Genomic DNA, 25,173 nt, shown 5'->3' with positions numbered 1-25,173 from the left:
CCATGCTCAGGGTGAGCAGGCAGGGGTCGCAAAGAGGCTTTGCTTGCGCATTGCATTGAGTAATTTTGTTAATGCTCAATGCAATGATTTTTCCATTTTCAATGAAAAACTTTATGCGGTTATGAAATTTTTTCACAACTATTGTATTAATTTAAAACGCTTGTACATTAAGAATCTTGTTACTACACACATAAAAAGGTCTTATATGAAAACAACAATAATTACTCTTCTCGCTTTGGTTTTAACTAGTTCGTTTGCAGTTTCATCATTTGCTAGAGGGGGTCATTATTACCCAAGCCATGGCTCTTCGCATAAAGGCGGTAAATATTACAATCCAAGCACTGGCAATCATTACCAAAAAAGACATTAATTCAAGTAATAAACTTTAAATTCTTCAAATAAGTTTCGCTAAAGGCTTATTTTAATAAGCCTTTTTTTGAGAAACATACCTAAAGCCTTTATAACGTTGAAATTTAGCTACTAGCACCAGCAAAACAAGCGCCTCAGAGGTTTGATTTGAAAAAATCCATTATTTCGGCACTAACAATCAGTCTTCTTTCCAGTTTCCCAGCTTTGTCTGACTGCCATGATCCCGGCCCCATAGTGCTTAAAGGAACGGCTTCTAAAGAAGCACTGATAATGGCAGATGGAAAAACTTCATATGTATGGATATTTACTACACCTAACCCAATATGCATCAGAGAGTTAAATGGCGACGATAGTAAATACAATAAAGAAGTATCAAGATTTCAAATCTTGGGGTCTCCGCCGCCGGTTGGCATTCCTCTTGAGCTTACTGGCAGCCTGAGTATTGAAAATGTAACTCAATATTATGCAGTACCTGATGCAATAACAGTCACTAAGGGTAAAAAATTAAATTCGAATCCTGAACCGGAAGTAACTTCACCGATAAATAAAGAAAGCAATAATGCAGAAGGGTTCAACGCTTCCGAAAGAGCTGCACCTATTGAAAAAAAAGCCATTTTATTCAACTCATCCCCTGATTCATTACATCTAATAGACCAACTCGTGACGTTGGTTAGACACAGCGGATTTGTTTGTAGTTCAGTAAGTGCTGCAAATCCTATGATTCTTCACAGTGGATTTAGTTTAACCTGCGATAATTTTGCGCATAGTTACGATATCAAAGATATGGGCGGTACTTGGGTCGTTACGGTAGACAATTAATCTATTGTTAAATATTCCTGCAAATAATCCAATTTAGCCTGATCCCTAACTATCCCTTCTCGGATAGCAAAAACAGTGCGTCCAGCAGTTGCAGAGAGTTCGACTTGGGCTGCATTGCCCACGCTACCGGTTGCGGAGGCTCGATCTTTGGCAAGCTGACAAGTGGCAAGATCGGCGCGGGCGAACAGCACCCACCGAGAACCGTTAGCAACATCAGCCTTGAGCCTTTCATTTTTGCCCAGCGCATTGGCTAGCTCCTTGGTATATTTTTTATCAAGCGCGGCGGCAAGCTGTTGTGCCCTATTCGATTGCTCTAGCGCACAACTCATCTCTTCTAATGCTTTAGCACTTTGTCTTTTTAATTGCTCATCATGCATCCGATTAACCTGCGCAAATTTTTGCTCCCAACGCACGTAATCAATCCACCAGCTACTCGCAGCGCCAATAATAAAGGACGATACCAGCACGATAATTCGTAAGTTCATGACAGGAACAACTCCCGCTCTGCAGCACGACGCTCAACCAGCCCACGTATCACGACGCCACTTGCTCTATTCCATCGCTGAAACTCATTACCCGCCCCGGCGTAATCGTGATTATTTAATTTCTTGAGCAGAGAAGAACCAGCGAGGTTTGTCGCGCCGAGATTGAAGACGAATGAGGTTAATGCATCATATTGATTTTGATTCAGCGGCGCGGTGACAAGACGTTTAATGGACTGCTGTGCAGAAGCCAGGTCGATTATTAACAACGCATTGGCCTGTGCCTCAGAAATCATAGTGTCGATAGAGACATTGGCAGTATGACCATAGCCGATAGTTAACATCCCGGCGCTGCATCGATAAGCCTCAAGGTTTAGTCCTTCAAAACGTTTGATAAGCGCAATGCCGCGCTGGCTAATTACCATCGTTAGAATCCTTACTAAAACGCTTGCCTACAAAACGCAAAGCAAAGCGGCGGATCTGCTCGACACCAATAAAGCCAATCAGGCCACCTATGGCTGGGGTCAGTGATTTGCTTAAAGAGAAATGCTCGAGCGCCGATACAGCCGTCAACGTCAGCGCGCCGCAAATTAGTCCTTCGAGTAACGTTTTTCGCCACCCGCCGCCGGTGTACGCCACGCGCAATACAGCCATTACAACGGAAAGCAACACACCACCAATGGGCACATCACCGCGCCACCATGAATTGAATAACTCTACCCAGCCTGGCCATGTATGAGGGCTACTTTGCATTGTCATGATTTTCTCCATTGTTATCTGGCTGGGAACATATTAAAGAAAAAGGCCCGCTATGGGCCTCAAGAATTTCTATTTTCGTTTGCTCGAACCGCTCGGCCTCCAGCTCCACGCCGATAATTTTTCTCCGCACCTTGAGCGCCGCTTTTATTGTCGCGCCAGAACCCATAAAGAAATCGGCAACCACGTCACCTTCACGCGAGCTAGCCTGAATAATGTGTTCCATCATTGCGGCGGGTTTTTCGCAGGGGTGTTTACCCGGATAATACGGAACAGAGGGATAATGCCAAACATCGGTAAAAGGTAGGCAGAAGAGACAGCGAATGGCCGTTTCAAGGCCGCATAATTCTTCTGTCGTTCAAGAAAGGTACTATTCAGTGTTTGGTATTCCATTTGAAGTTCTGTGTACGATTTATTCAATTCACTTGGCTGTCCTTGCTCGGCTGCAGCACGTTGGAAAAGTGAATACAGCAAAGCGTAATCCCGTTCATTAGGCATTTGCCATTGGCTTTCACTAAACCAATGGCTGGACATTTGTTTACACGTAGCACGGTCAATATCTTTCACTGAAATCTTTAATGACAGCCGTGCCCTTCTGAAATAGTCAATCAGCGGCCTAAACACTTCGCGTTTTAGTTCTCGGCACTTAGTCGAATAGCCACTGTCTTTCGGCTTATAAGGACCTGCATAATGTTCAGCAAAAAGGATGCGCTCTGTCGCGGGAAAGAAGCTGCGCATGCTGGCTTTGTTTTGTAGATTCCACGGACCTGAAGGTTTAGCCCAGATTATATGATTCACAATCTTAAACCTTTCCCGCATCAAAATCTCTGTATCGGCCACCAGCCTTGAACTGCAAAACATGTAAAGGCTACCTGCGGGTTTGAGCACTCTCCAAAACTGCAGAAGCATCTCATCGAGCCAAGACAAATACTCTGCTTCGGTTTTCCATTGGTTATCCCAAGAGCATTTTTTAACGCGAAAGTAAGGTGGGTCGGTGGCAATCAGGTCGATGGAGTCGTCGGGCAGCGCTTTGATGAAAGCTAGGGAATCAGCATTGTAAATGCAGAACTCCGTTGAAATTACTGGTTTTTTTATAATAAAGAACATTTACTTTCATAAGTTTTTTTGCTAAATATGCAAAAGTTGTAGTTTTTTAGTAAGTGAGCACTTACTTAATTTAGGAAAAATTAATGATGAAAATTGATTGTACAACATATGAACATAAGATTTTGGTTTTAGAAATCATGTTATTATTCACTCATAATAATTTACATGAAGTTTTGCGTGCGCGTTAATTATTAATTATTATATATTTACAGCTGTAAAGAATTTGCTCCACAATAAATATATTTTGGTTACACACTGCAAAGGAGAAGTAAGTTGACTACGACTACAGTAAAGGCATCACCAGCCAAAGTTTTTTTTGTTGATATGCTCACAAGAGACATAGAGCTTACAGATGCAATTTTAGACCTTATTGATAATTGTCTTGATGGAGCTATGCGTAAAACCGCTATAGTTCAACCAGCAGATCCTAATAAAAAATATGCCGGTTACGAAGCAAAAATTACCATGGATCGAGAGTGTTTCACTATTGAGGATAACTGTGGTGGCATTCCTGTAAACGTTGCACTTAATCAAGCTTTTAGATTGGGAAATAGCAGTTTTGGTGATGATCGGACCTTGCCAACCATAGGTGTGTATGGAATTGGCATGAAGAGAGCAATGTTTAAAATGGGCCGTCATTCAGAAGTTCAAACTAAAACTGACGAAGACGAGTATAAAGTTATAGTAACTCCTGAATGGTTAAAAGATGATAACGATTGGGATTTACCATTATCCTATGGAAAACATGATCTTCAGCAGTGTGGTACTAAAATCGTAATTACGAAACTTAGAGATTCAGTATCAAGGTTATTAAACGATGTTCCCGTTTTCCAATCAGACCTAATAAATATAATTTCACATCACTTTGCTATTGTTATTACTAAAGGCTTCAAAATATTCTTAAACGGAAATATTATTAACCCAAGCCTAACATCATTAATGTTTGATGAAAATTCCTTTGGTAAAGCAAATGGCATAACACCTTATGTATATAAGAATGAGACAAACGGCGTTACAATTGAATTAGCAGTGGGTTTTTATCGGGATTTATCATCCGATGAAGAAGATGAATCATTTTTAGAGTCTAGAAATACCAGTGAAAAAGCAGGTTGGACAATTATTTGTAATGACCGCGTTGTGGTTTATGCCGATAAAACTAGACTTACTGGTTGGGGGGAATCAAATGTTCCGGGATATCATACCCAGTTTATAGGTATCGCTGGTGTAGTTAAGTTTACTTCTAATGATGCTTCTTTATTACCGGTTACTACCACAAAGCGAGGTATAGATGGGAATTCTGAATTGTACCTTGCTGTTAAAGACTATATGAGGGACGGTCTAAAAACTTTCACATCATTTACCAACAAATGGAAATCTTTTGGAAATAATAATACGGTTAAGTCATTTAGTAATAAAACCGTATCTGCATCATCAAGTGAAATAAGCAGCTTAATTCCTAAAACGAAGTGGAAAAACACAACTAAAGCTTTTGGTGGTCAATTTTATAAACCTTCGTTACCAGTACCAAAAATGGAAACTCAAGCCAAAACGATAAAATACATAGTTGATCTTAAAGATTTTAACATTGTAGCAGAATATTTATTTGATAATAACAAAGTCTCTGGGAATGATTTAGGTAAGAAAACATTTGAGATGGTTTTACGTGAGGCGTTAGAAAATGAGTAGTGGAAGTTCAATACCTTATCACCTCAGACATAATAAAGCTGTAGATCGTAATCTATTTGTAGACTTACTTACAAAAGTAAATAATGTAAAAAATATTTCTGACTATACATATATTAGTTTTGGCGGCCCGTATCTTGAAGACTTTAAGGTCATAAATAGCGCTTTAAAAATCAAGAAAATGATTTCTTTAGAAGTTGATGAAAATACGCACAAACGTCAAAAATTCAACATGCCTCTTTCATGCATCGATATAGGCAAAGAGCCGCTATGTTCAGGCGATTTCCTTGATAACTACACTTTCGCAAAACGAAAAAGACATATAGTTTGGTTGGATTATACGGACCCAGCAAAAATAAATGAACAACTTGGTGAGATTGAATCTATATCAAATAAATTAAATCCTTTTGATATATTAAAAATAACTATGAATGCTCACGCTGAAACGATTGGTAGAGACCTTACACTGCCAATAAACAATGATCCAAGAGAATATAGAGCAAGAAAATTAGAAGAAACCTTAGGGGCTTATTTGCCCTACCCTTTAAATGATAATCATTCAGGAAGTAAAACGTATCCTACTACACTGCTACATGCTGTAAAAAAAGCAATGAGAATGGGTATTAGCTCTCGTTCGGACTTAGTAATAGAGCCTGTTTCAGCATTTATTTATGCGGATGGACAAACCATGTTAACAGCAACAGCAGTTGTTCTTAAAAATGAAGAGGTTAAGATCAATCGCTTTTTCTCAAAATCCAGATTGAGCGCTTGGCCGTTTCTTAATAGAGACTGGGAGTCACCTAGAAATATTACCGTTCCCTCAATGTCCTTAAAAGAACGGCTTTTTATAGAATCATTGCTACCTCATGCTTCAGCACAGGAAATCATAGATTCTATGGAATTTTTATTAGCAGATGACCATCGTTCAACAACTAAGCAGCTTAAAACTTTTATAGAGTATCAAAGAGCTATTCCTTGGTTCTCTAAAGTTGTTTTTTGATATTTTGAACATAATTTAGCCAATGGTAACAGCATAATTTCAGCTACTAATGGACTTACGCTGTTACCTATTTGCCTAAAACTATGCCATTTTGTAGCATGGAACCTAAACCAATCTGGAAACCCTTGAAGTCTAGCAGCTTCTCTTGGTGTTATTACTCTTGGTTCATATGGATGTATTGGTCGGACCGCTTGATAGCTACCTTTGTCACTTGCCGTACCTGCACGAAGAGTTGGACAAAAACCATTCGGGTCTAATCTTTTAGATTTTGAGATTGAATCGGATTTTCCAAACTGGAGATTGCCATATCGTACTGATACTTCATCGCTATGCCTAGTACCAAGAAACCCTGAAACAAGAGAATTTTTAAGATTCTCTAATGATTCACCGTCACCTATATTAGAAGGAATATTTCCCCAAAGTCGATCGTAAAAATATCCACTCTTAGTTTTTTCAACTTTATGCCATCCTTGTGATTCAAGTTGCCATTCACTATCGATATAAGTAGGTAAACCAAAAAGAGCATCTTTAACATTTATAGTCGGGATGTCAACCGGCGGGTTAAAATCGCTTTTCTTTAAAGCATTTTTGCCTAGCTCTTTTCTAAACCCAATGAAAAAAATCCTTGTGCGAGTTGTAGGCGCGCCATATTCGGAAGCTATAACTTTTATAGGATCTAAAATATAATAATCTTTTTCAACGACTCTCATTGCAGCGTTCCTAATATCCGAGTACTTATCACTCATAATACCTGGGACATTTTCTGCAAGGAAACATAAAGGCTTTATTTCGTTTATTAATCGAAAGAAATGCTCATATAGCTTATTTCTATCATCAGTAACCAACCCTTTACCTATTGAACTAAAGCCTTGACATGGGGGGCCGCCAATAAGACAGTCTAATTTGGATAAACCTAAGGCATTTAAGAGTGCCTCACCTTTTATCAAGCTAACATCCTGTTGGAAATGCCTGCTGAAAGGAAAATTCAAGCTGTGTGAAGCTATTGCATAAGAATCGAGCTCTACTGCAGCTGTAACGTTAAAACCAGCTCGGGAAGCCCCTAAACTCAAACCTCCTACACCCGAAAAAAGATCTATTACATTCATATATTTACTCGCAAATACAATAATAACCTCATATTAATACATTATCACATTAACTACTAAAAGTCGTTCAAGTTAGTTCTAAAAAAATTGTAATTGGTGGCGTAACTCTTTGTCATTTAATGAATATGGATGAGTAATCTAAGTGTAGTTTTCACATTTAAAAGGAATTATCTTAAATAATCCCACGATTATCCTTAACATTTTTTCAAAATTTTAAGGATGTTCCTTCCATAAACCCCACAGCCCTTTCCAACTCCTTCCTAACAAGCCCATCCGAGCATTTCCTACGTTTGGCGATCGCCCTTAACGAAACTCCATACACATAGTGCAGCACCACCAGCTCGTATTCTTTCGGGCGATGCTGCTTCAATTTAGCTACGCAGCTATCTATCACTAGGCCCTCGTCATCATTACATTGCAGCCTAGACTTCGACGTTGATGGCAGTAACCCCTTAAACCCTGCTGCAATGTGCGAGAAGTCCAAACCGCTGTTATCACTCGCTGCCCAGCCTCCCCAAAGGTCCAATAAAGTCTGAATATCTCTGCCGTCCATAATAGATTTAGTCATGGCGATTCCCTCGCAGGTAGTGGCGAGCGATGGGCAAAAAGGCGTGCAGATTAAATTCGTAAAAACGAGCATCGTTCTGTAGGCGTGCAGATACCCGGATACTAAAGTTGGCGGGCATTGATGTTTCAGGGGCGGTTTGGATCATGCGCTGTGTCCTCTCTCATTCCTTTATGAGAGACACAGCAGCTTCGAGGGTCATCAGGTGTTCAGGCTGATAACGGGATTATAGCGCGACGTTAGGTTATTTCATTAATCTAATTCAGATGCAGTGATCGTATATCCCGCCTGTTCGGCAAGTTCTAATAGACTCATCAGACTCGCTATGTGCTCATCCTGCCTGAGTATTTCTCCACCAACAATCTGCCCGTTTTTAAAGATTAAAAGTACCCGGCCATTTTTAGGCAATGCAAAGTTAACTCCCTTAATGGGTTTAAATGCTTTCATACTAACTTCCTGTTTTAACAGTTTTTAACGTGCAAATCCCTGTTGCTTCCTTGCCCGCACGCAGCTAATAGTTCAGCACTGATTAATTAAATACAAATATAGATAAAATATGAGTTAACTTCTAATTATTCACACAACTAATATATAAGTCTTAATTACTCAATTTAATCCATTTAGTAAGTAAAAGGCCTATTTTGAGAGCAAAACATTAGTCTATTTGAGGCAAAGCTCGCATGCCTCGCGCAGATAAATGAGCGATTTAAACAATACTGGTAAACTATCTAGGCAGAATTTATAAGGCACAGCTTAACGATCCTCTCTCTCTCAGCACATTTTTGCATTGTGGTTGTACTGACTTTTTATTTCACATAGCGCTCGCCGGCTGCCAGTTGCTGAGCGGGAGTTGATCCAACAGCCCGCGCCGGTACATCAATTTTTTTGCAGATTGGCGGTATCGAAAAGCCTTGTTCGGCATGCTTTATCCATTTGGCCAGCAGTCGCGTTGCCATTTTCGACAAATCAGCCTGCGAGAGGTTGCGCCTCGCCCCTTCACTGCGCATCTGCGGGCAGATATGGTAAAGAGCAGGATGCGTCCACGGGAAAGTCTCGGCAGAATCGTATTTCCAATAATGTTTTATAAAACGCCAGTATTCGTTCATCACATCGGCTGCATTAAGTCCTAATGGATTATCAGAGAACTCCTCGGCAATTGATATAAACTCGGCCAAGTCTGGCGGCCAATGCTGCCCTTGTGAACAGCGATCCATACAACGTTTAGTTGAGAAAGCCAGTTGGTCATCCGAACATTCCGACACCTTCGCAATCCATGGCATCGTAGGTGCTGCGCCGTTCTTTGATACCCAGCGATTGGCATAAATCGTCGCCATAGTCTCCCAAAACAGCCAGGCCCTGTCGGATGCGTTCGGCGTTTCGAGCGGCTCTGACCTGCTGGAAAGCGGTGCTGACCAATGCACATCCTGCTGCGGCTTTTGCATAAAAACCTCCATTGTTTTTCCGTGGATTTTTGGAACCTGTCTGTCGAAAGTTGGCGATGCTGCGGATCAGTTTTTGCTCCCACTGCGCCTGATTAAACGCCTTTCCGCTGGCTTGCCAGAAAGTAATGAAGTCACAGAGCTCAGGTTCTGTATAACCCGTGGCTCGATAAACAAAATCAGGTTCTGGGAGCCAGCCAGCGCTCATTGGGAAGTTTTGAGGCTGCATGACATCCCGAGAAGACACGGCAGGCTGAAGCACAATATCGATGCAATTTTGTCTGTCATGCTCATTTAACAAAAATTCTGCTCGCGAAGTGTGTGGGGTTCTTTTTTCTTTCTCCTGCTCCTGCTCCTGCTCTTTCTCCTTGCTTGCAAGCCCCTCAGAAGCCCCTTCAATCTCATCCCTCTTTTCACGGCTTAAACCATCGCGTTCGTGCAGATGGTAATCGGCTTTATACATATCAAAAAATGCTGATAAATAAGGGTTTTCTGGCAATGCTTCAAAAGCATTTTGCACGCCCTTACATCGTTTGTCCGACGGCTTGAGGCTTTTACCAATCTGACTGTGCGCCATACCCGGGATCCACACTATTTCAGATTCTGGGTCATAGTGACAAAATCCAACCTGAGCAGCCCTTTCAAGCCCCTTGCTAGCCCCTTCGACATCAAGCCCGGTTCCGTGAGCAAGGTAAAGGACCGGCAAATAATAGAGGCCAATCATATTGGATTGCGGGCTAGTCATTAAATACAGGGAAACAAGCAAAGCCTCGGGACCAGACTCCTTAAGTTTTTTCTGCATGGTGCCCATCCAAAAGTTGGGCGATATTTTCGCGAACTCACGCATAGTGCTGCCTCACGCTGGATTAAGAAGACGTTGATGCTCAGGCGGGAGGCCGTCTGTTGGATTTGGATAATCTTCGGCATTTAAATCATGTGGAGTGACATGAAAATTAGTCGCTTCCGCCCACTGTCTAGCCATTTTTCCTTTAAGGATGTAGCGCCCAGATACCACAAGGCTGATATAGCCTTGAGAGCGCCCTACTTTTTGTGCGAATTTGCATTGAGGCATGCTATTTGAACGTAAATATTCTCTAAGTTTCATAAAGGCTCCTTTTAACGATCAGTAAATATTAGTATTACGAATTATTGTAGTCAAGCGCAATACGCTTTGCCGTTTATTATCGTTACCAATAAACTACTTTTATGAACGATAAAGTTACTCAAAATTTTCCAGATAATGCTGCCCGACTCCATAGCATTTGGAACCAGAAAAAAGTTGAACTGCGCCTTACTCAAGAAAAGGCAGCAGACGCTCTCGGCTTCAGCACACAGGCAACTGTAAGCCAGTATCTTCGTGGAAAAATCCCTCTAAACACTGATGCAGTGCTGAAATTTGCAGTACTTTTGCAAGTTAGACCCGAAGAAATAGATCCCGGCTTAACTGATTTAATGAGTTACATTAGGACGTCTGCGCAAGATGATATGCAGATGGAAGGCGCGGGTTGGCGGCTCTTAAAACCTCAACAATCAGAACTGCTAGAGTTCTTTAATCGATTACCTGAAAGCGAAAAAGAACACCATCTTCAAGAATTAAAAACTAAAACTGAAAAATACGATCGTCTCTTCGAAGAATTACTCGCTGCACGAAAGCAATAACTCTTAAAAAAAAGATCAATTCAAACTTAACCGCCCATTGAGGCGGTTTTTTTGCACCTAATTAACCTTACAAATCATCAAAAAATCACTATTACGCATAATTTCATTGCTAATACGCTTGATTTTATTAATTCGCATCACTAATATCCACTCATCGAAAGGCATAGCAGTCTTCGAGGGTTTCAGTTCTGACAGCGGGAAAGACTGCAATGAAGGATCATCTCGGCTTTGCAAGCTTGAAAGGTTTTATCTAGAAATCTTACTCACAAGGAAAGCATAAAATGGACCGTGATTTAAACATACTCAATCTTCACTTCAACATTATTCAATTAACCCTTGGCGAGACGCTTATTGGTTATCTGGTTAAAACAGAAAACAGTGAAACACCGCAATCTATTATTCTTCCCAATGGAAATGACCTAGGCGATTACGCATGTGCAAACAGGGCCATTATTGCGGCAATCAGTAATTACACCGGCCTCGAGGAAAGTAAAATAGTTTTATATCCCAGTGACATTAAATCCACTTTCCACAACCTGGCCCTTATGGCGTACATGAGTGAAAATCGCACACTTCATTGACGCTTCATTTAAAAATGATGATTAACTCAGAGACTTATTTAAAAACATTTAACCCTAAGCTATGAAGAGTTTCATTTTATATAATAAAGAAACGAGCACGTTAATACGCTGCAAATATAAACTTATTACTTTCGCTCATATTGTTCCTTAATGTGGATAATCCATTAGTGCAATGTTAACGTTTAATATTCACAAAATTCCGTGAATACACTCTTATCGAAGCAAGTTAAAAATCACATTGTGTTTAATCGATGAACTCTATAAAACTATAAATAAGGCAAGAGAGATGACCCTATATATTTGTGCATTTTATCCGAAAAAAGCGGCCGCTCTAAATGGCACTCTCCCAACAGCCACCAGTCTTGAAGCCAAGAACATGAAACTGGCTGAAATGAAAGCCGTCATGGCACTTGAAGAGGCTTACCCTGAAACCTCAGATAAATATCTTAAACCTAAAATCTCTGAAATTGCAGGCAGTACTGACCAACCGCCACGGAATACTTTTGACGACGAATGGCTAATCCACAATAAATGGAATGAATCGACGCGTGATTTCGAACCCATGTCGTTGTCGGAGTTAAGTCTTCAATCAACCTGCTCTTCTTCTGCTATTAAATTGAAAGCCGCTAAAAGTATGACTCTACCTGACTTACCTATCGATGAGCGTATTTGCTACATCATTTTATACGGTGTTGCAGAAGAAGCCGTTGACCCAGAACGCCGTACTAGGGCGGCCAGTATGGTTACTGATGAAAATGCACCGTTGAAAATTCGCGTCATTCTCAATGGGCTTCGTCATCTAGCGACAGTCAAAGCTATGTTCATTACTCCTCTGGCCGAGCTTATTGACGCTCTGCGTACGTCTTTAACCGCTGACGACAATGTCATGGACGCTATAAATTTTGCTGAAAAATGGATTAGTGACCGCCCTATTGAAGATCTGGTGATTAACAGTTCTGAGGTGACTTTGCTCGAAGTATTGGACGACATCGAAACCGCGATTAAAGGCGGAATGATTAGCGCTTATCCGCAAAGGTTTAATAACAAAAGCACGCCTTATTATCCCATTGAAGATGAGGATTTTGACAAGCTTAAAATTTGGAAACAGGCGTCTATTATTGTGCCCAATGATATTGAATCTTCTGCGCAAACGAGCGGAAAGCCTTCAGTTACCTACGAATTCATTGTTAAACGTGCCACCGAACTGTTTGGACCCGTCGGGATCGGCTGGGGTTATGAAATTATCAACGAGCGCATGCTCGACGGGCTTCCTATCACCGAACACATCTCCGACGACGATGGTCCTACCGCGCATACATTGCTGCGTGATGCCGATGGCATGCTGATTTTCGAGCTCAATCATCTGCATTTGGTAAAAGTCTGGTACATCTTTGAAGGCGTGCGAGCGGAGGTTAGCGCTTACGGTTCAGCGGCCTACCTTTCAAGTTCAAAAGAGTGGATAACCACCAGCACCGGCGCACATCAGGAAAGCCTTCTGAACGCTATTCACAACGGCTTCGCGCTGCTTGGCTTTGGCGCAGACGTCGGGTTACACAATATTGCCCCACCGCGTGAAGTAGACGAACAAACATTTTTTGAACCTATTCGCGCCTGATCACTAAAAACTACGCTCCGCAAACCTTTTGGCCAGTCAGCAACCATACTGGCCACTTATAAAAACACTTATTAATAATAAAATTCCGAATGCAATTATTCATGGAGGATCCATTAATGGCTAGAACACTCACTTTAACAGAATGGGCAGTAGAAGAATTTTCACTCCCTATTCCTGGGATGGCCACATTATTAAAATATGCACAAAGTGGAATGATATTTCCTCCGCCGTTTAAGGCTGGTCGTCGTTGGCGAGTTGATCAAACAGCGCGATTCATCGGTATGACCGACAAACCTGTTATCAAAAAAAACGATGACTTACGTTTATTGAGGATACTCGAAGATGGCACGCCCGCGTAAATACAATGTGACCGTTCCTGGATTATTCTGCCATACAGACTCCCGCACTAATAAAGTGTATTGGCGTTATAAACATCCCATAACCGGCAAGTTTCATGGTTTAGGGGATAATGAAGTTGAAGCCAAGTCTATTGCCATTGAGGCAAATGGCAGACTTGCCGAGCAAAAAATGAATCAGCTATTTAAGATTAAAGAAAGAGTAATCGAAAAGCTGGGTCTTTCAATAAATGTAACAACTTGGCTAGACCGCTACCTCAAAATTCAAGAGCATAGACTTAAAGATGGAGAAATAAAGCTTAATACTTTTAAGCAAAAAATATCTCCAGTTGAAATTTTTCGTCAAGAATGTGGCCAAATAGAAATACACGCGGTGGGCGCTAAAGATATTGCAGCACTTATTGACGTGTACAAAGAAAAAGGCCAAAGGAGAATGGCGCAAATAGTCAGAATGGTTTTAATTGATGTTTATAAAGAGGCTCAACATGCGGGCGAGGTCCACCCCGGATATAACCCCGCATTGGCCACTAAACAACCGGTTAACAAAGTTCAAAGGGAGCGATTTAATTTAGAGGAATGGAGAACGGTATTTAATACGGCTGAGAGCAGTCAACGATACGTTCAAAACTCTATGCTTTTGGCTATAGTTACCGGACAGCGTTTAGGCGATATTGCCAAAATGAAGTTTTCGGATATTTGGGATAATCATTTACACGTTGAGCAGCAAAAGACAGGGATGAAACTCGCTATTCCACTCGCCTTGCGTTGCAATGAGCTAAATATGACGTTGAAAGATGTCATTACACGATGCCGAGATAGGATTGTAAGCCCACATATATTGCATATCCATCACACCACGGGAAAGGCCAAACGTGGCGGCCCTGTGTCGAGCTGTTCTATTACGATGGCCTTTAGCCAGGCTCGAGATAAAAGCGGATTGAAATGGACTGACGGCACACCACCTACCTTCCATGAACAGCGCTCATTATCTGAAAGAATCTATCGCGCTCAGGGAATAGATACTCAAAAACGTCTCGGACATAAAAATAAATAATGACGGATAAATATAATGACGATAGGGGGAAAGATTGGGTCACCTTGGTGGTCTAAATGCGTTCACTTTTCATACAGTTTTGCAGAAGAGTTTTGCAGGGGTTTTGCAGGAGTAACGGTTCGCTTAATAAAAACAGGAGCCATTTCGGCTCCCGTCTTCTTATCTCGAAATTCCCGAGATTACATATTTTCGATCATCGCGTCGCCGAACTCTGAGCATTTCAACAACTTAGCGCCGTCCATCAGACGTTCGAAATCGTAGGTCACGGTTTTCTTGGCGATCGCCGCTTCCATTCCTTTAACGATCAGGTCGGCCGCTTCGAACCATTCCATGTGACGCAGCATCATTTCTGCGGACAGAATAACCGAGCCCGGGTTTACCTTGTCCTGACCGGCGTATTTTGGCGCCGTGCCGTGCGTGGCTTCAAACAGCGCGCACTCGGAACCAATGTTGGCGCCCGGTGCGATACCAATACCACCAACCTGTGCCGCCAACGCGTCGGAAATATAGTCGCCGTTGAGGTTCATACAGGCAATCACGTCATATTCGGCCGGGCGCAGCAGGATTTGTTGCAGGAAGGCGTCGGCGATCACATCTTTAATGATGATATCTTTGCCATTGTTTGGATTCTTGATTTTGACCCAAGGTCCGCCGTCGATAAGCTCGCCGCCGAACTCTTCGCGCGCCAGCTGATAGCCCCAATCCTTGAAAGCACCTTCGGTGAATTTCATGATGTTGCCTTTGTGAACCAAAGTCAGCGAATCACGATCGTTGGTGATGGTGTATTCAATCGCCGCGCGAACCAGACGCTTGGTGCCTTCTTCGGAGCAAGGCTTCACGCCGATACCGCAATCCTGCGGGAAGCGAATCTTGTTCACGCCCATCTCGTCTTGCAGGAATTTAATCACTTTGTCAGCTTCAGCAGAACCGGCTTTCCACTCGATACCCGCATAGATATCTTCGGAGTTTTCGCGGAAAATCACCATGTCGATATCTTCCGGACGTTTTACCGGGCTTGGCGTGCCGGTGTAATAACGTACCGGACGCAGACAGATATAGAGGTCAAGCTGTTGACGCAGCGCCACGTTCAGCGAGCGAATACCGCCACCGACCGGCGTAGTCAGCGGGCCTTTAATCGCCACGCGATACTCGCGGATCAGGTCCAGCGTTTCCTGCGGCAGCCACACGTCGTCGCCATAAAGCTCAACAGACTTTTCGCCGGTGTAGATTTCCATCCAGGAAATTTTGCGTTCGCCGTTGTAAGCCTTTTGCACGGCGGCATCGACCACCTTCAGCATGGCAGGCGTTACGTCTACGCCGATACCGTCACCCTCGATATAAGGAATGACAGGATTATTAGGAACGACCAGCTTACCCTTGGCATCAACGGTAATTTTGGTACCCTCAGTAGGAACAACTACTTTGCTTTCCATCAATCTCTCCTTGAGCGCATTATTTGTTAATGATTTGTAAGATGCTTGTAGATAGTACTTGAATATTTTGCTGACGCCAATCCGAAACCGATATGAAGTATAATGCGTTGATTATTTGCCACGTTGAAAATTATGACCAAATTACCCGTTAAAAATCACAAGGTTAAACGATTCAGCTCGCGCCCTGCCCGCGAAATTCCCGCTGTGAAATCGCCGCGTAAAGTGCTGTTATTCAACAAGCCTTTCGACGTCCTGCCGCAGTTCACCGACGAGGCCGGGCGCACGACATTAAAGGACTATATTTCGGTTACGGACGTTTACGCCGCGGGCCGGCTTGATAGAGACAGCGAAGGGTTGCTGGTGCTCACCAATGACGGACCATTGCAGGCCAAATTGACCCAACCCGGCAAGCGCACGGCTAAAATTTATTATGCGCAGGTTGAGGGCGAGCCGGATGAGCAGGCGCTAAAAGCCTTTCGTCTTGGATTGGAATTGAAAGATGGTCAAACGCTGCCGGCCGGCATTGAACGTGTCGCCGAACCTGACTGGCTGTGGGAACGGGTGCCGCCGATTCGCGAACGGAAAAGCATTCCGACCAGCTGGCTGAAAATCACCCTTTATGAAGGCAAAAATCGTCAGGTTCGCCGCATGACCGCGCATATCGGCTATCCTACTTTACGGCTGGTCCGCTACAGCATGGGCGAGTTAACTCTGGGCGATTTGGCCCCGGGACAATGGAAGGAGATTACCTATGAGTGAAGCGCAGTTTAAACCAAACGTCACCGTGGCCTGCGTAGTTCAGGCAGAGGGCCGATTTTTGCTGGTGGAAGAGATAATTAACGGCAGATTAACGTTAAACCAGCCCGCCGGACATCTTGAAGCCAATGAAACGTTGCTCGCGGCAGTCGAGCGCGAACTGTTCGAAGAGACCGGCGTTCATGCCTCGCCGCAGGCTTTTTTAGGCTTGCATCAGTGGCAGGCGCCCGATCAGACGGCGTTTCTGCGCTTCTCGTTTGTTATCGATTTGCATGAAATGGTGCCGACGCAGCCGCAGGACAGCGATATTTCGGGCTGTCGCTGGTTGAGCGCCGAAGAAATTTATCGTTCCACGCACCTGCGTTCGCCGCTGGTGGCTGAAAGTATCCGCCTGTATGAACAGCAGGTGCGTTATCCGCTCTCACTGTTCGGTAATTTTAATTTACCTTCTTGAACGTATCTTCTTGAATTGGCCGTCCTGCATTGACTCTGCCGGCGCTAGCGTCCACATCGACGCCCTTTGCTTTAGTGCAGCAGGCCCTTTGCTTTAGTGCAGCCAGATAGGCAACGTGATAAAATTCGGCCTGCAATTTTTATGCTCCCGCAAAAAACGTCCTTGGCGCGCGGCCTTCATCCTCGTGTTGACGGCGTTTTACGGGTTATGACTCTATGTTTTGGAACTGCTATGTCAGACAACAGCCAGAAAAAAGTGATCGTCGGAATGTCCGGCGGCGTCGATTCCTCAGTATCTGCTTACCTGCTATTACAGCAAGGTTATCAGGTCGAGGGACTCTTTATGAAGAATTGGGAAGAGGACGACGATGAAGAGTATTGCTCCGCAGCCACCGATCTTGCCGATGCGCAGGCGGTCAGCGACAAGCTGGGCATCAAGCTGCACACCATTAATTTTGCCGCAGAATATTGGGACAACGTGTTTGAACATTTCCTGCAGGAGTACAAGGCAGGACGCACGCCAAATCCCGACATCCTGTGTAACAAAGAGATAAAATTCAAGGCCTTCCTTGAATTTGCCGCCGAAGACTTGGGCGCGGATTACATCGCCACGGGTCACTACGTGCGTCGTCAGGACAAAGACGGTCAAAGCCTGCTGCTGCGCGGTTTGGACGGCAATAAAGATCAGAGTTACTTCCTTTATACGTTGGGCAGTAACCAGATTGCCAAGAGTCTGTTCCCGGTCGGCGAGCTCGAAAAACCCGAGGTGCGCCGCATCGCCGAAGAGCAGGAGCTGGTGACCGCCAAGAAGAAAGATTCCACGGGCATCTGTTTTATTGGCGAACGTAAATTCCGCGACTTTTTGGGCCGTTATCTGCCTGCTCAACCGGGTCCAATCAAGAGCATCGACGGACAGGACATGGGCCAGCATCAGGGCCTGATGTATCACACGCTCGGCCAGCGCAAAGGGCTGGGCATTGGCGGCCAGAAAGATGGTGGCGAAGAGCCGTGGTACACCGTCGACAAAGACGTTGCCAACAACATTTTGTACGTTGCGCAAGGTCACGAGCATCCGCGTTTGATGTCCGTCGGGTTGATTGCACAACAGCTGGACTGGGTCGACAGAAAGCCAATTACTGCGCCGGTGAGCTGCGTGGTGAAAACCCGCTATCGTCAGGAAGACATTCCGTGCGTGATTACGCCGCTGGATGACAACCGTATTGAAGTGCGTTTCGACGCGCCGGTAGCGGCCGTAACACCGGGTCAGTCAGCCGTGTTTTATCAGGGCGAAATATGCCTCGGCGGCGGCGTTATCGAGCAGCGTATTCCACTGACTCAGTAATTCTTGTTTGTAAAACCTGTCAGTAAGCCAAACCAGTTGCGCTCAGCCGTATTCAACCCCGTCTATTTGACGGGGTTTTTATTTCAATTATTTGATTAATCTGACTTTTTACTCATCTTAGCCTTAGCCATTGCCCCCGCTGACATCCAGACTGCCCGCCATAGTATTTAACTCAATCGCCTTGGCACGAATAAAATCGAGCTTAGCCTGTAAGTCCACCAGCCCCCAAACTGTGCCCTGCTGCTGTTGATAAAAGCTATCCAGCGCCGAAAAATAGGATTTTTGATAGGTCAGCCAATCACGTTGCGACTGCACAATCGCCTTTTTCACTTTCGCGGGCTGCTCCTTTAGCAGCGCCTGATATTGACTATTCAGCTCTTTATCCCAATCGGTATAGCCCTGCTGCAAGCAACCCTGCGAGTCTATCGTCGAAACGGCTTTTGCCGAACAATCCTGAATTTTTTGGTCGATGGCTTTACCCGTCGTCGCGGCCTGCGCGCTCAGGGAAAACAGAATAACGCCGGTCGCTGTCACAAATTTCGCTAACGTGTTCATCTATGCTCTCTTTTCTATTTATATCAAATTATTCACTTTTGAATTATTGACTCTTAAAATCTGCGGTATGAGTCATTTTCAACGTTCTCCATAAGGGCTTTTAACGTGACGTTCAAAGGTACTTTTGAGGGTAAAAGGGGCAATTAAAGCCTAGTTTAGGTCATTGAAGGGAGTTTATCGGCTTTGAAGCGAGATTCCCTGCTTTTCGGCGCTGTGTTTAGCCGCCGTTTTATGGCATGATCTGTCGCCATTGGCAGGACCCTTAAAAAGAGTCGCAAACGTTGCCGTCAAAAAACGCTTACAGGAGTAACCGTGGCCAAAAATTATTATGACATTACGCTTGCGCTGGCGGGAATGTGCCAGTCTGCGCGTTTGGTTCAGCAATTGGCCCACGATGGTACCTGTGGCAAAGAAGAGATGACCGTTTCACTGAATAGCCTGCTCGAAATGAATCCTGCTTCGACGCTGGCGGTTTTTGGCAATAATGAAGCCAATTTGAAAATGGGTCTCGAAACGCTGCTTGGCGTGTTGAATGCTAATCGTCAAGGATTAGGTGCCGAGCTTACGCGTTATACGCTGAGCCTGATGGTGCTGGAGCGCAAGCTTCACGCCAAAAAATCGTCGATGGACAAGCTCGGCCAGCGCATCGACCAGCTCGATCGCCAGTTGGCGCATTTTGAGCTTGAGTCCGAGCAGATGATAAGCTCGCTGGCGTCGATTTATGTTGATATCGTCAGCCCGGCGGGTCCAAGAATTCAGGTCGTGGGTTCACCGGCTATCTTGGCGAATACGCAAATACAGGCTAAAGTCCGCGCCTTACTGCTCGCGGGAATTCGCGCGGCGGTGTTGTGGCAGCAGGTAGGCGGTGGCCGTCTACAGCTTATGTTTTCTCGTAACCGATTGTTCGAACAGGCGAAAGCGATTCTCGCCCGTTGCTGAAAAATCAGATTTGCCATTCCTGTCGCCAGACGGGAATGAAATTCTACTGTTAATAAGATCCTGGAGTTGCTACCGATGGAATTATCCTCACTGACAGCCGTTTCCCCCGTTGACGGACGCTACGGTGATAAAGTCAGCGCGCTGCGCACAATTTTCAGCGAATTTGGTCTGCTGAAATTCCGCGTGCAGGTTGAAGTACGTTGGCTGCAAAAATTGGCCACCTGTGCAGAAATCAAAGAAGTCCCTGCTTTTGACGCCGACGCAAACGCTTTCCTTGACCAGTTAGTGGCCAATTTCGATGAAAAAGACGCTCAGCGTATTAAAGACATCGAAAAAACCACTAACCACGACGTGAAAGCCGTGGAATATTTCCTGAAAGAAAAGGTAGCCGCCATCCCGGCTCTGCACGCCGTTTCAGAGTTCATTCACTTTGCCTGTACTTCGGAAGACATTAACAACCTGTCTCACGCACTGATGCTGCAAACCGCGCGTCAAGACGTGGTGCTGCCTTACTGGTTGAAAATTGTTGACTCCATCAAGGCGCTGGCGCTGCAATATCGCGACATTCCGCTGCTGTCTCGTACCCATGGCCAGCCTGCGACGCCGTCGACTGTTGGTAAAGAGCTGGCTAACGTCGCCTACCGTATGGATCGCCAGGTCAAGCAGCTGCAACAGGTTGAAATTCTGGGTAAAATCAACGGCGCCGTAGGTAACTACAACGCCCACATCGTGGCTTATCCAGAGGTTGACTGGCACCAGTTCAGTGAAGAATTTGTCACTTCGCTGGGAATTAACTGGAACCCGTACACCACGCAGATCGAACCTCACGACTACATTGCCGAGCTGTTTGACTGCGTTGCGCGCTTTAACACCATCCTGATCGATTTCGATCGTGATATCTGGGGTTACATCGCACTGAATCACTTCAAGCAGAAAACCATTGCCGGCGAAATTGGCTCTTCAACCATGCCGCACAAGGTTAACCCGATTGACTTCGAAAACTCCGAAGGCAACCTGGGTCTGGCGAACGCCGTGCTGGGCCACTTGGCGAGCAAATTGCCGGTTTCTCGCTGGCAGCGTGACCTGACTGACTCCACCGTGCTGCGTAATCTGGGCGTCGGTCTGGGCTACGCGCTGATCGCCTATCAGGCGACCATGAAAGGCATCAGCAAGCTGGAAGTTAACGAAGCTAATCTGGTTGGCGAGCTGGATCGCAACTGGGAAGTGCTGGCTGAGCCGATTCAAACCGTGATGCGTCGTTACGGCATCGAAAAGCCTTACGAGAAGCTGAAAGAGCTGACGCGCGGCAAGCGTGTTGACGCAGAAGGCATGAAAGTCTTCATCGACAGCCTTGAGCTGCCGGAAGAAGAAAAAGTCCGTCTGAAAGCCATGACGCCAGCAAACTACATCGGTCGCGCCGCGACTATGGTTGATGAACTGAAGTAGTGGTTGATGAACTGAAATAGTGGTTGATGAACTGAAGTAGTGGTTGATCAACTGAAGTAATCGTCCGACTATAGATCTCTATAAGGGAAGAGAACGCCTGTTTTCTTCCCTTTTTTTAGCGCGTTAATCACCGCTTTCATTAATCCTTTCTTAACTGAACAATTTCCTGCCGTGACTTCCCTCGCTCGTTTATATTTCGTTTATAATTTACTGCTTACGGTTGATAGCAGGTTTATCTTTTAGCACGGATAATGTGCCCAGCCGAAACCGGAGAAAATTATGCGAATTTTAGTCGTTGAAGATAATGCGTTATTGCGCCATCACCTGTCCGTGCAGCTGCGCGAGATGGGAAATCAGGTAGATTCCGCCGAAGATGCCAAAGAGGCCGACTATTTTTTGCAGGAGCACGCGCCTGATATTGCCATCGTCGACCTTGGCCTGCCGGGTGAAGACGGCCTGAGCATGATCCAGCGCTGGCGTAATCATCAGGTTAAACTGCCAATTTTAGTGCTTACCGCGCGTGAAAGCTGGCAAGACAAGGTGGCCGTGCTTGAAGCCGGCGCCGACGATTACGTCACCAAACCTTTTCATCTCGAAGAAGTGATTGCGCGGATGCAGGCCCTGATGCGTCGCAATAGCGGGCTGGCGTCGCAGATTATCGCGCTGCCGCCGTTTATCATCGACCTCTCCCGCCGTGAATTAACCGTTAACGAACAGCCGGTTAAGCTCACCGCTTTCGAATACACCATCATTGAAACGCTGATCCGCAACGCCGGAAAAGTGGTCAGCAAAGATAGCCTGATGCTCCAGCTTTACCCAGACGCCGAGCTGCGCGAAAGCCACACCGTCGATGTTTTAATGGGGCGTTTGCGCAAGAAATTGCAGGTCGAACATCCGCACGAAGTGATTACCACCGTGCGCGGCCAAGGCTATCGTTTCGACATTCGGACGTGAAACCAATGTCGCCACGGGGTAAAAATCCCTTTTCCCTTCGCTCTCGCTATATGATGGCGACGGCCGCCGTGGTGCTGGCGCTGTCGCTGGCTTACGGGCTGGTGGCGGTAGTCGGTTACATGGTGAGTTTCGATAAAACGGCCTATCGCCTGCTGCGCGGTGAAAGTAATCTGTTTTTCAGCCTCGCCCAGTGGCGTGACAATAAACTCACCATCAACGTGCCGCCCGACCTGGACATCAACTTTCCGACGCTGGTCTTTATCTACGATACGCAAGGCAAACTGCTGTGGGCCCAGCGTCGCGTGCCCGACCTTGAGGCGCAGATTAACAAATCCTGGCTGAATAAAGCCGGTTTTTATGATCTCGATACCAATACCCTGACCTCAAGCGAGGTCGTCGGCAATAATCCGCACGCGCAAGACCAGCTCAAAAATTACGATGGCAACAATGCTACCGCCATGACGCACTCCGTTGCGGTCAATACCTACGCCGCGACCTCGCGTTTGCCCGAAATGAACATCGTGGTGATCGACAGTATTCCGCAAGAATTACAGCATTCGGATTTGGTATGGGAATGGTTCAGCTACGTGCTGCTCGCCAACCTTTTACTGGTGGTACCGCTGCTGTGGCTGGTCGCGTACTGGAGTTTACGGCCAATTAAGGCGCTAATTGGTCAGGTTGCCGAGCTCGAAACCAAAGAGCGCGAGCTGCTCGACGAACACACGCCGCACGAGCTGCGCGGTCTGGTGCGAAATCTGAATATCCTGCTCAGCAGCGAGCGCGGCCGCTACGACCGTTATCGCACCACGCTGGCCGATTTGACTCACAGCCTCAAAACGCCGCTGGCGGTGCTGCAAACCACGCTTCGTTCGTTGCGTAATAGCCAACAAATGACCATCGATAAAGCCGAGCCGATTATGCTCGAGCAGATAAGCCGCATCTCGCAGCAGATTGGCTATTATCTGCATCGCGCAACCTTGCGCTCCGAGCATCTTATTCTCGTGCGCGAAATTCACTCCGTTCCCGCCCTGCTCGACGGACTGTGCTCCGCTTTAAATAAGGTTTATCAGCGTAAAGGCGTGGTATTAACCGTCGATATTTCGCCTGAAATCACTTTTATCGGCGAAAAAAATGACTTTATGGAAATTCTGGGCAATATTATTGATAACGCCTGCAAATATTGTCTGGAATTTGTAGAAATCAGCGCCGTACACACTGAAAACGAACTGGTGATTCTGGTAGAAGATGATGGTCCCGGCATTGCCGAACATCAGCGCGAGCTTATCTTTAAACGCGGGCAGCGCGCCGATACGCTGCGTCCCGGACAAGGCCTTGGCCTGTCGCTGGCGAGTGAAATTATCGAGCAGTATGACGGCAAAATCCTAATTGGTGAAAGCGAGCTGGGCGGCGCGAGCATGCGTATCTGCTTTGGTCAGCAGCACGACAGCGATCCCACCTAGTTTTCCCTCATTCTGCGAGGCCTATCGACGAATTCAGCCGAGATTGCCTGCGCCAGCGGCTTGATGTTCCGTTATAATCTCTTTCAGACATTAGCAATCCGTGGAATAAAAAATGGATTATCAACTTGATTTAGACTGGGACGATTTCCTTGCGCGTTACTGGCAGAAGCGTCCGGTCCTGCTGAAACGCGGCTTCAAAAACTTTATCGACCCGATTTCTCCTGACGAGCTTGCAGGGCTTGCGATGGAAAACGAGGTCGATAGCCGCCTGGTGAGCCATGATAAAGGTCGCTGGCAGGTAAGCCACGGGCCGTTTGAAAGCTACGACCACCTTGGCGAAAACAACTGGTCGATTCTGGTTCAGGCCGTCGATCACTGGCACGAGCCTTCCTCGCACCTGATGCGCCCTTTCCGTCAGATCCCTGATTGGCGCATGGACGACCTGATGATTTCGTTCTCTGTTCCCGGCGGCGGCGTAGGCCCTCACCTCGACCAGTACGACGTATTCATTATTCAGGGTACGGGCCGCCGTCGCTGGCGCGTTGGGGAAAAAATCCCGATGAAACAGCACACGCCGCACCCCGATCTGCTGCAGGTTGAGCCATTCGACGCGATTATCGACGAAGAGATGGAGCCCGGCGACATTATCTATATTCCGCCTGGCTTCCCGCACGAAGGTTATTCGCTCGAAAACGCGCTTAACTATTCGGTCGGTTTCCGCGCGCCAAGCTCTCGCGAAATGGTCAGCGGTTTTGCCGATTACGTGCTCTCTCGCGAACTCGGTGGCAAGCGTTATAGCGATCCTGAACTGGTCACCCGCGAAAATCCTGCTGAAATTCAGCAGCACGAGCTGGACGGCCTGCGCACGATGATGCTTGATTTAGTGGGTAATCCGGCGCATTTCAACAGCTGGCTTGGTGAGTTTATTACCCAATCGCGCCACGAGCTGGATGTCGCGCCGCCGGAGCCGCCTTATCAGCCAGGTGAAATTTACGAGCTGCTGGAGTCGGGTGAAACGCTGCAACGTCTGGGTGGTTTGCGCGTGCTGCACGTAGGCGATCGCTGTTACGTTAACGGCGAGCCAATGGTAACCGAGCATCTGCACGCCGCCGATGCCCTGAGCCGAAGTCTGATTGTGACGCACGATATGCTCGGCGATGCGCTGGAAGATCCCTCTTTCCTCGCCATGCTCTGCGCATTTATCAATAACGGCTACTGGTATTTCAACGACTAAGCTGCCGCTG

26 protein-coding genes and 2 pseudogenes are annotated in these 25,173 nt (G+C 45.8%); 16 read left to right on the top strand and 12 right to left on the bottom strand.

Annotated features, from left to right (window positions below; translation table 11 throughout):
• Window positions 1–516: 516 nt before the first annotated feature.
• Entirely contained in the window at window positions 517–1,188 is a 672-nt protein-coding gene (locus SC206_RS18300) for a hypothetical protein (RefSeq protein ID WP_332739460.1), read from the top strand.
• On the opposite strand, the gene SC206_RS18295 is transcribed toward SC206_RS18300, so the two are convergent.
• The 4 genes and pseudogenes from SC206_RS18295 to SC206_RS18280 all read right to left on the bottom strand — a co-directional run bounded on the left by SC206_RS18295 (window position 1,185) and on the right by SC206_RS18280 (window position 3,533).
• A complete protein-coding gene (locus SC206_RS18295; protein ID WP_332739458.1) occupies window positions 1,185–1,673 on the bottom strand; it encodes a lysis system i-spanin subunit Rz in 489 nt (162 codons plus the stop codon). The two genes, SC206_RS18300 and SC206_RS18295, sit on opposite strands and share 4 nt — an antisense overlap.
• Window positions 1,670–2,095 carry a lysozyme gene (locus SC206_RS18290; protein ID WP_332739456.1) on the bottom strand — a complete coding sequence of 142 codons (426 nt, stop codon included), beginning with the start codon at window positions 2,093–2,095 and terminating at the stop codon, window positions 1,670–1,672. The genes SC206_RS18295 and SC206_RS18290 overlap by 4 nt, the downstream gene beginning before the upstream one ends.
• Window positions 2,085–2,429, bottom strand: a complete 345-nt coding sequence (locus SC206_RS18285; RefSeq protein ID WP_332739454.1) for a phage holin, lambda family — start codon at window positions 2,427–2,429, stop codon at window positions 2,085–2,087. The genes SC206_RS18290 and SC206_RS18285 overlap by 11 nt, the downstream gene beginning before the upstream one ends.
• Window positions 2,413–3,533, bottom strand: a pseudogene (locus SC206_RS18280) (DNA-methyltransferase). Before SC206_RS18280 ends, SC206_RS18285 begins: the two are co-directional and overlap by 17 nt.
• Window positions 3,534–3,806: 273 nt before the next feature.
• On the opposite strand from SC206_RS18280, the gene SC206_RS18275 reads away from it, so the two are divergent.
• Both SC206_RS18275 and SC206_RS18270 read left to right on the top strand, forming a co-directional pair.
• Complete coding sequence (locus SC206_RS18275) at window positions 3,807–5,219, top strand: ATP-binding protein (protein ID WP_332739452.1); 1,413 nt, start codon at window positions 3,807–3,809, stop codon at window positions 5,217–5,219.
• Entirely contained in the window at window positions 5,212–6,216 is a 1,005-nt protein-coding gene (locus SC206_RS18270) for an O-methyltransferase (RefSeq protein ID WP_332739450.1), read from the top strand. Before SC206_RS18275 ends, SC206_RS18270 begins: the two co-directional genes overlap by 8 nt.
• Here SC206_RS18270 and SC206_RS18265 read toward each other — a convergent pair.
• The 6 genes from SC206_RS18265 to SC206_RS18240 all read right to left on the bottom strand — a co-directional run bounded on the left by SC206_RS18265 (window position 6,177) and on the right by SC206_RS18240 (window position 10,431).
• The gene (locus tag SC206_RS18265) at window positions 6,177–7,322 is read right to left on the bottom strand and encodes a DNA cytosine methyltransferase (RefSeq protein WP_332739448.1); all 1,146 of its coding nucleotides are present in this window, start codon (window positions 7,320–7,322) and stop codon (window positions 6,177–6,179) included. The two genes, SC206_RS18270 and SC206_RS18265, sit on opposite strands and share 40 nt — an antisense overlap.
• A 205-nt stretch (window positions 7,323–7,527) precedes the next feature.
• Window positions 7,528–7,890, bottom strand: a complete 363-nt coding sequence (locus tag SC206_RS18260) for an antiterminator Q family protein (RefSeq protein WP_332739446.1) — start codon at window positions 7,888–7,890, stop codon at window positions 7,528–7,530.
• 249 nt (window positions 7,891–8,139) lie between these two features.
• Entirely contained in the window at window positions 8,140–8,334 is a 195-nt protein-coding gene (locus tag SC206_RS18255; RefSeq protein ID WP_332739444.1) for a hypothetical protein, read from the bottom strand.
• 359 nt (window positions 8,335–8,693) lie between these two features.
• On the bottom strand, window positions 8,694–9,167 hold the full coding sequence (locus SC206_RS18250) for a replication protein P (protein ID WP_332739442.1): 474 nt from the start codon (window positions 9,165–9,167) through the stop codon (window positions 8,694–8,696).
• The gene (locus SC206_RS18245) at window positions 9,130–10,173 is read right to left on the bottom strand and encodes a DnaT-like ssDNA-binding domain-containing protein (RefSeq protein WP_332739441.1); all 1,044 of its coding nucleotides are present in this window, start codon (window positions 10,171–10,173) and stop codon (window positions 9,130–9,132) included. The genes SC206_RS18250 and SC206_RS18245 overlap by 38 nt, the downstream gene beginning before the upstream one ends.
• A 9-nt stretch (window positions 10,174–10,182) precedes the next feature.
• On the bottom strand, window positions 10,183–10,431 hold the full coding sequence (locus SC206_RS18240) for a helix-turn-helix transcriptional regulator (RefSeq protein WP_332739440.1): 249 nt from the start codon (window positions 10,429–10,431) through the stop codon (window positions 10,183–10,185).
• A gap of 101 nt (window positions 10,432–10,532) precedes the next feature.
• Here SC206_RS18240 and SC206_RS18235 point away from each other — a divergent pair, with 101 nt between their 5' ends.
• The 5 genes and pseudogenes from SC206_RS18235 to SC206_RS18215 all read left to right on the top strand — a co-directional run bounded on the left by SC206_RS18235 (window position 10,533) and on the right by SC206_RS18215 (window position 14,647).
• Window positions 10,533–10,985 (top strand): helix-turn-helix domain-containing protein, encoded by a 453-nt coding sequence (locus SC206_RS18235; protein ID WP_332739439.1) that lies wholly within the window; start codon window positions 10,533–10,535, stop codon window positions 10,983–10,985.
• Between the two features lie 281 nt (window positions 10,986–11,266).
• Window positions 11,267–11,566 (top strand): hypothetical protein, encoded by a 300-nt coding sequence (locus tag SC206_RS18230; RefSeq protein ID WP_332739438.1) that lies wholly within the window; start codon window positions 11,267–11,269, stop codon window positions 11,564–11,566.
• A 286-nt stretch (window positions 11,567–11,852) separates the two neighbouring features.
• Window positions 11,853–13,181, top strand: a complete 1,329-nt coding sequence (locus SC206_RS18225) for a hypothetical protein (RefSeq protein ID WP_332739436.1) — start codon at window positions 11,853–11,855, stop codon at window positions 13,179–13,181.
• A 116-nt stretch (window positions 13,182–13,297) separates the two neighbouring features.
• Window positions 13,298–13,540, top strand: a complete 243-nt coding sequence (locus tag SC206_RS18220) for an excisionase (protein WP_332739434.1) — start codon at window positions 13,298–13,300, stop codon at window positions 13,538–13,540.
• Window positions 13,524–14,647, top strand: a pseudogene (locus tag SC206_RS18215) (phage integrase Arm DNA-binding domain-containing protein). Before SC206_RS18220 ends, SC206_RS18215 begins: the two are co-directional and overlap by 17 nt.
• 123 nt (window positions 14,648–14,770) lie before the next feature.
• Here the strand turns inward: SC206_RS18215 and icd are convergent.
• Window positions 14,771–16,024: an NADP-dependent isocitrate dehydrogenase gene (gene icd / locus SC206_RS18210; RefSeq protein ID WP_332739431.1), complete on the bottom strand. Its 1,254-nt coding sequence runs from the start codon at window positions 16,022–16,024 to the stop codon at window positions 14,771–14,773.
• A 132-nt stretch (window positions 16,025–16,156) separates the two neighbouring features.
• On the opposite strand from icd, the gene rluE reads away from it, so the two are divergent.
• The 3 genes from rluE (at window position 16,157) to mnmA (ending at window position 18,575) form a co-directional block, all read left to right on the top strand.
• On the top strand, window positions 16,157–16,783 hold the full coding sequence (gene rluE / locus SC206_RS18205; protein ID WP_332739429.1) for a 23S rRNA pseudouridine(2457) synthase RluE: 627 nt from the start codon (window positions 16,157–16,159) through the stop codon (window positions 16,781–16,783).
• Complete coding sequence (locus SC206_RS18200) at window positions 16,776–17,234, top strand: NUDIX hydrolase (protein WP_332739427.1); 459 nt, start codon at window positions 16,776–16,778, stop codon at window positions 17,232–17,234. The genes rluE and SC206_RS18200 overlap by 8 nt, the downstream gene beginning before the upstream one ends.
• Window positions 17,235–17,465: 231 nt before the next feature.
• Window positions 17,466–18,575 carry a tRNA 2-thiouridine(34) synthase MnmA gene (mnmA, locus tag SC206_RS18195; protein ID WP_332739425.1) on the top strand — a complete coding sequence of 370 codons (1,110 nt, stop codon included), beginning with the start codon at window positions 17,466–17,468 and terminating at the stop codon, window positions 18,573–18,575.
• A gap of 123 nt (window positions 18,576–18,698) precedes the next feature.
• Here the strand turns inward: mnmA and SC206_RS18190 are convergent, their stop codons facing one another.
• Entirely contained in the window at window positions 18,699–19,130 is a 432-nt protein-coding gene (locus SC206_RS18190) for a lysozyme inhibitor LprI family protein (protein ID WP_332739423.1), read from the bottom strand.
• Window positions 19,131–19,442: 312 nt separating this feature from the next.
• On the opposite strand from SC206_RS18190, the gene hflD reads away from it, so the two are divergent.
• The 5 genes from hflD to SC206_RS18165 all read left to right on the top strand — a co-directional run bounded on the left by hflD (window position 19,443) and on the right by SC206_RS18165 (window position 25,163).
• Complete coding sequence (gene hflD / locus SC206_RS18185) at window positions 19,443–20,069, top strand: high frequency lysogenization protein HflD (protein WP_332739421.1); 627 nt, start codon at window positions 19,443–19,445, stop codon at window positions 20,067–20,069.
• 75 nt (window positions 20,070–20,144) lie between these two features.
• Window positions 20,145–21,515 (top strand): adenylosuccinate lyase, encoded by a 1,371-nt coding sequence (gene purB / locus SC206_RS18180; RefSeq protein ID WP_332739419.1) that lies wholly within the window; start codon window positions 20,145–20,147, stop codon window positions 21,513–21,515.
• 279 nt (window positions 21,516–21,794) lie between these two features.
• A complete protein-coding gene (gene phoP, locus SC206_RS18175) occupies window positions 21,795–22,469 on the top strand; it encodes a two-component system response regulator PhoP (protein ID WP_332739417.1) in 675 nt (224 codons plus the stop codon).
• 5 nt (window positions 22,470–22,474) lie between these two features.
• Window positions 22,475–23,929, top strand: coding sequence for a two-component system sensor histidine kinase PhoQ (gene phoQ, locus SC206_RS18170; protein WP_332739415.1), 1,455 nt, complete (start codon window positions 22,475–22,477; stop codon window positions 23,927–23,929).
• A 112-nt stretch (window positions 23,930–24,041) separates the two neighbouring features.
• The gene (locus tag SC206_RS18165) at window positions 24,042–25,163 is read left to right on the top strand and encodes a ribosomal protein uL16 3-hydroxylase (protein WP_332739413.1); all 1,122 of its coding nucleotides are present in this window, start codon (window positions 24,042–24,044) and stop codon (window positions 25,161–25,163) included.
• Window positions 25,164–25,173 lie beyond the last annotated feature (10 nt).

The organism is Rouxiella sp. T17, from assembly GCF_036663475.1.
In the GTDB taxonomy this organism is placed as follows: domain Bacteria; phylum Pseudomonadota; class Gammaproteobacteria; order Enterobacterales; family Enterobacteriaceae; genus Rouxiella.
This window is presented reverse-complemented; position numbering and strand designations above follow the sequence as displayed.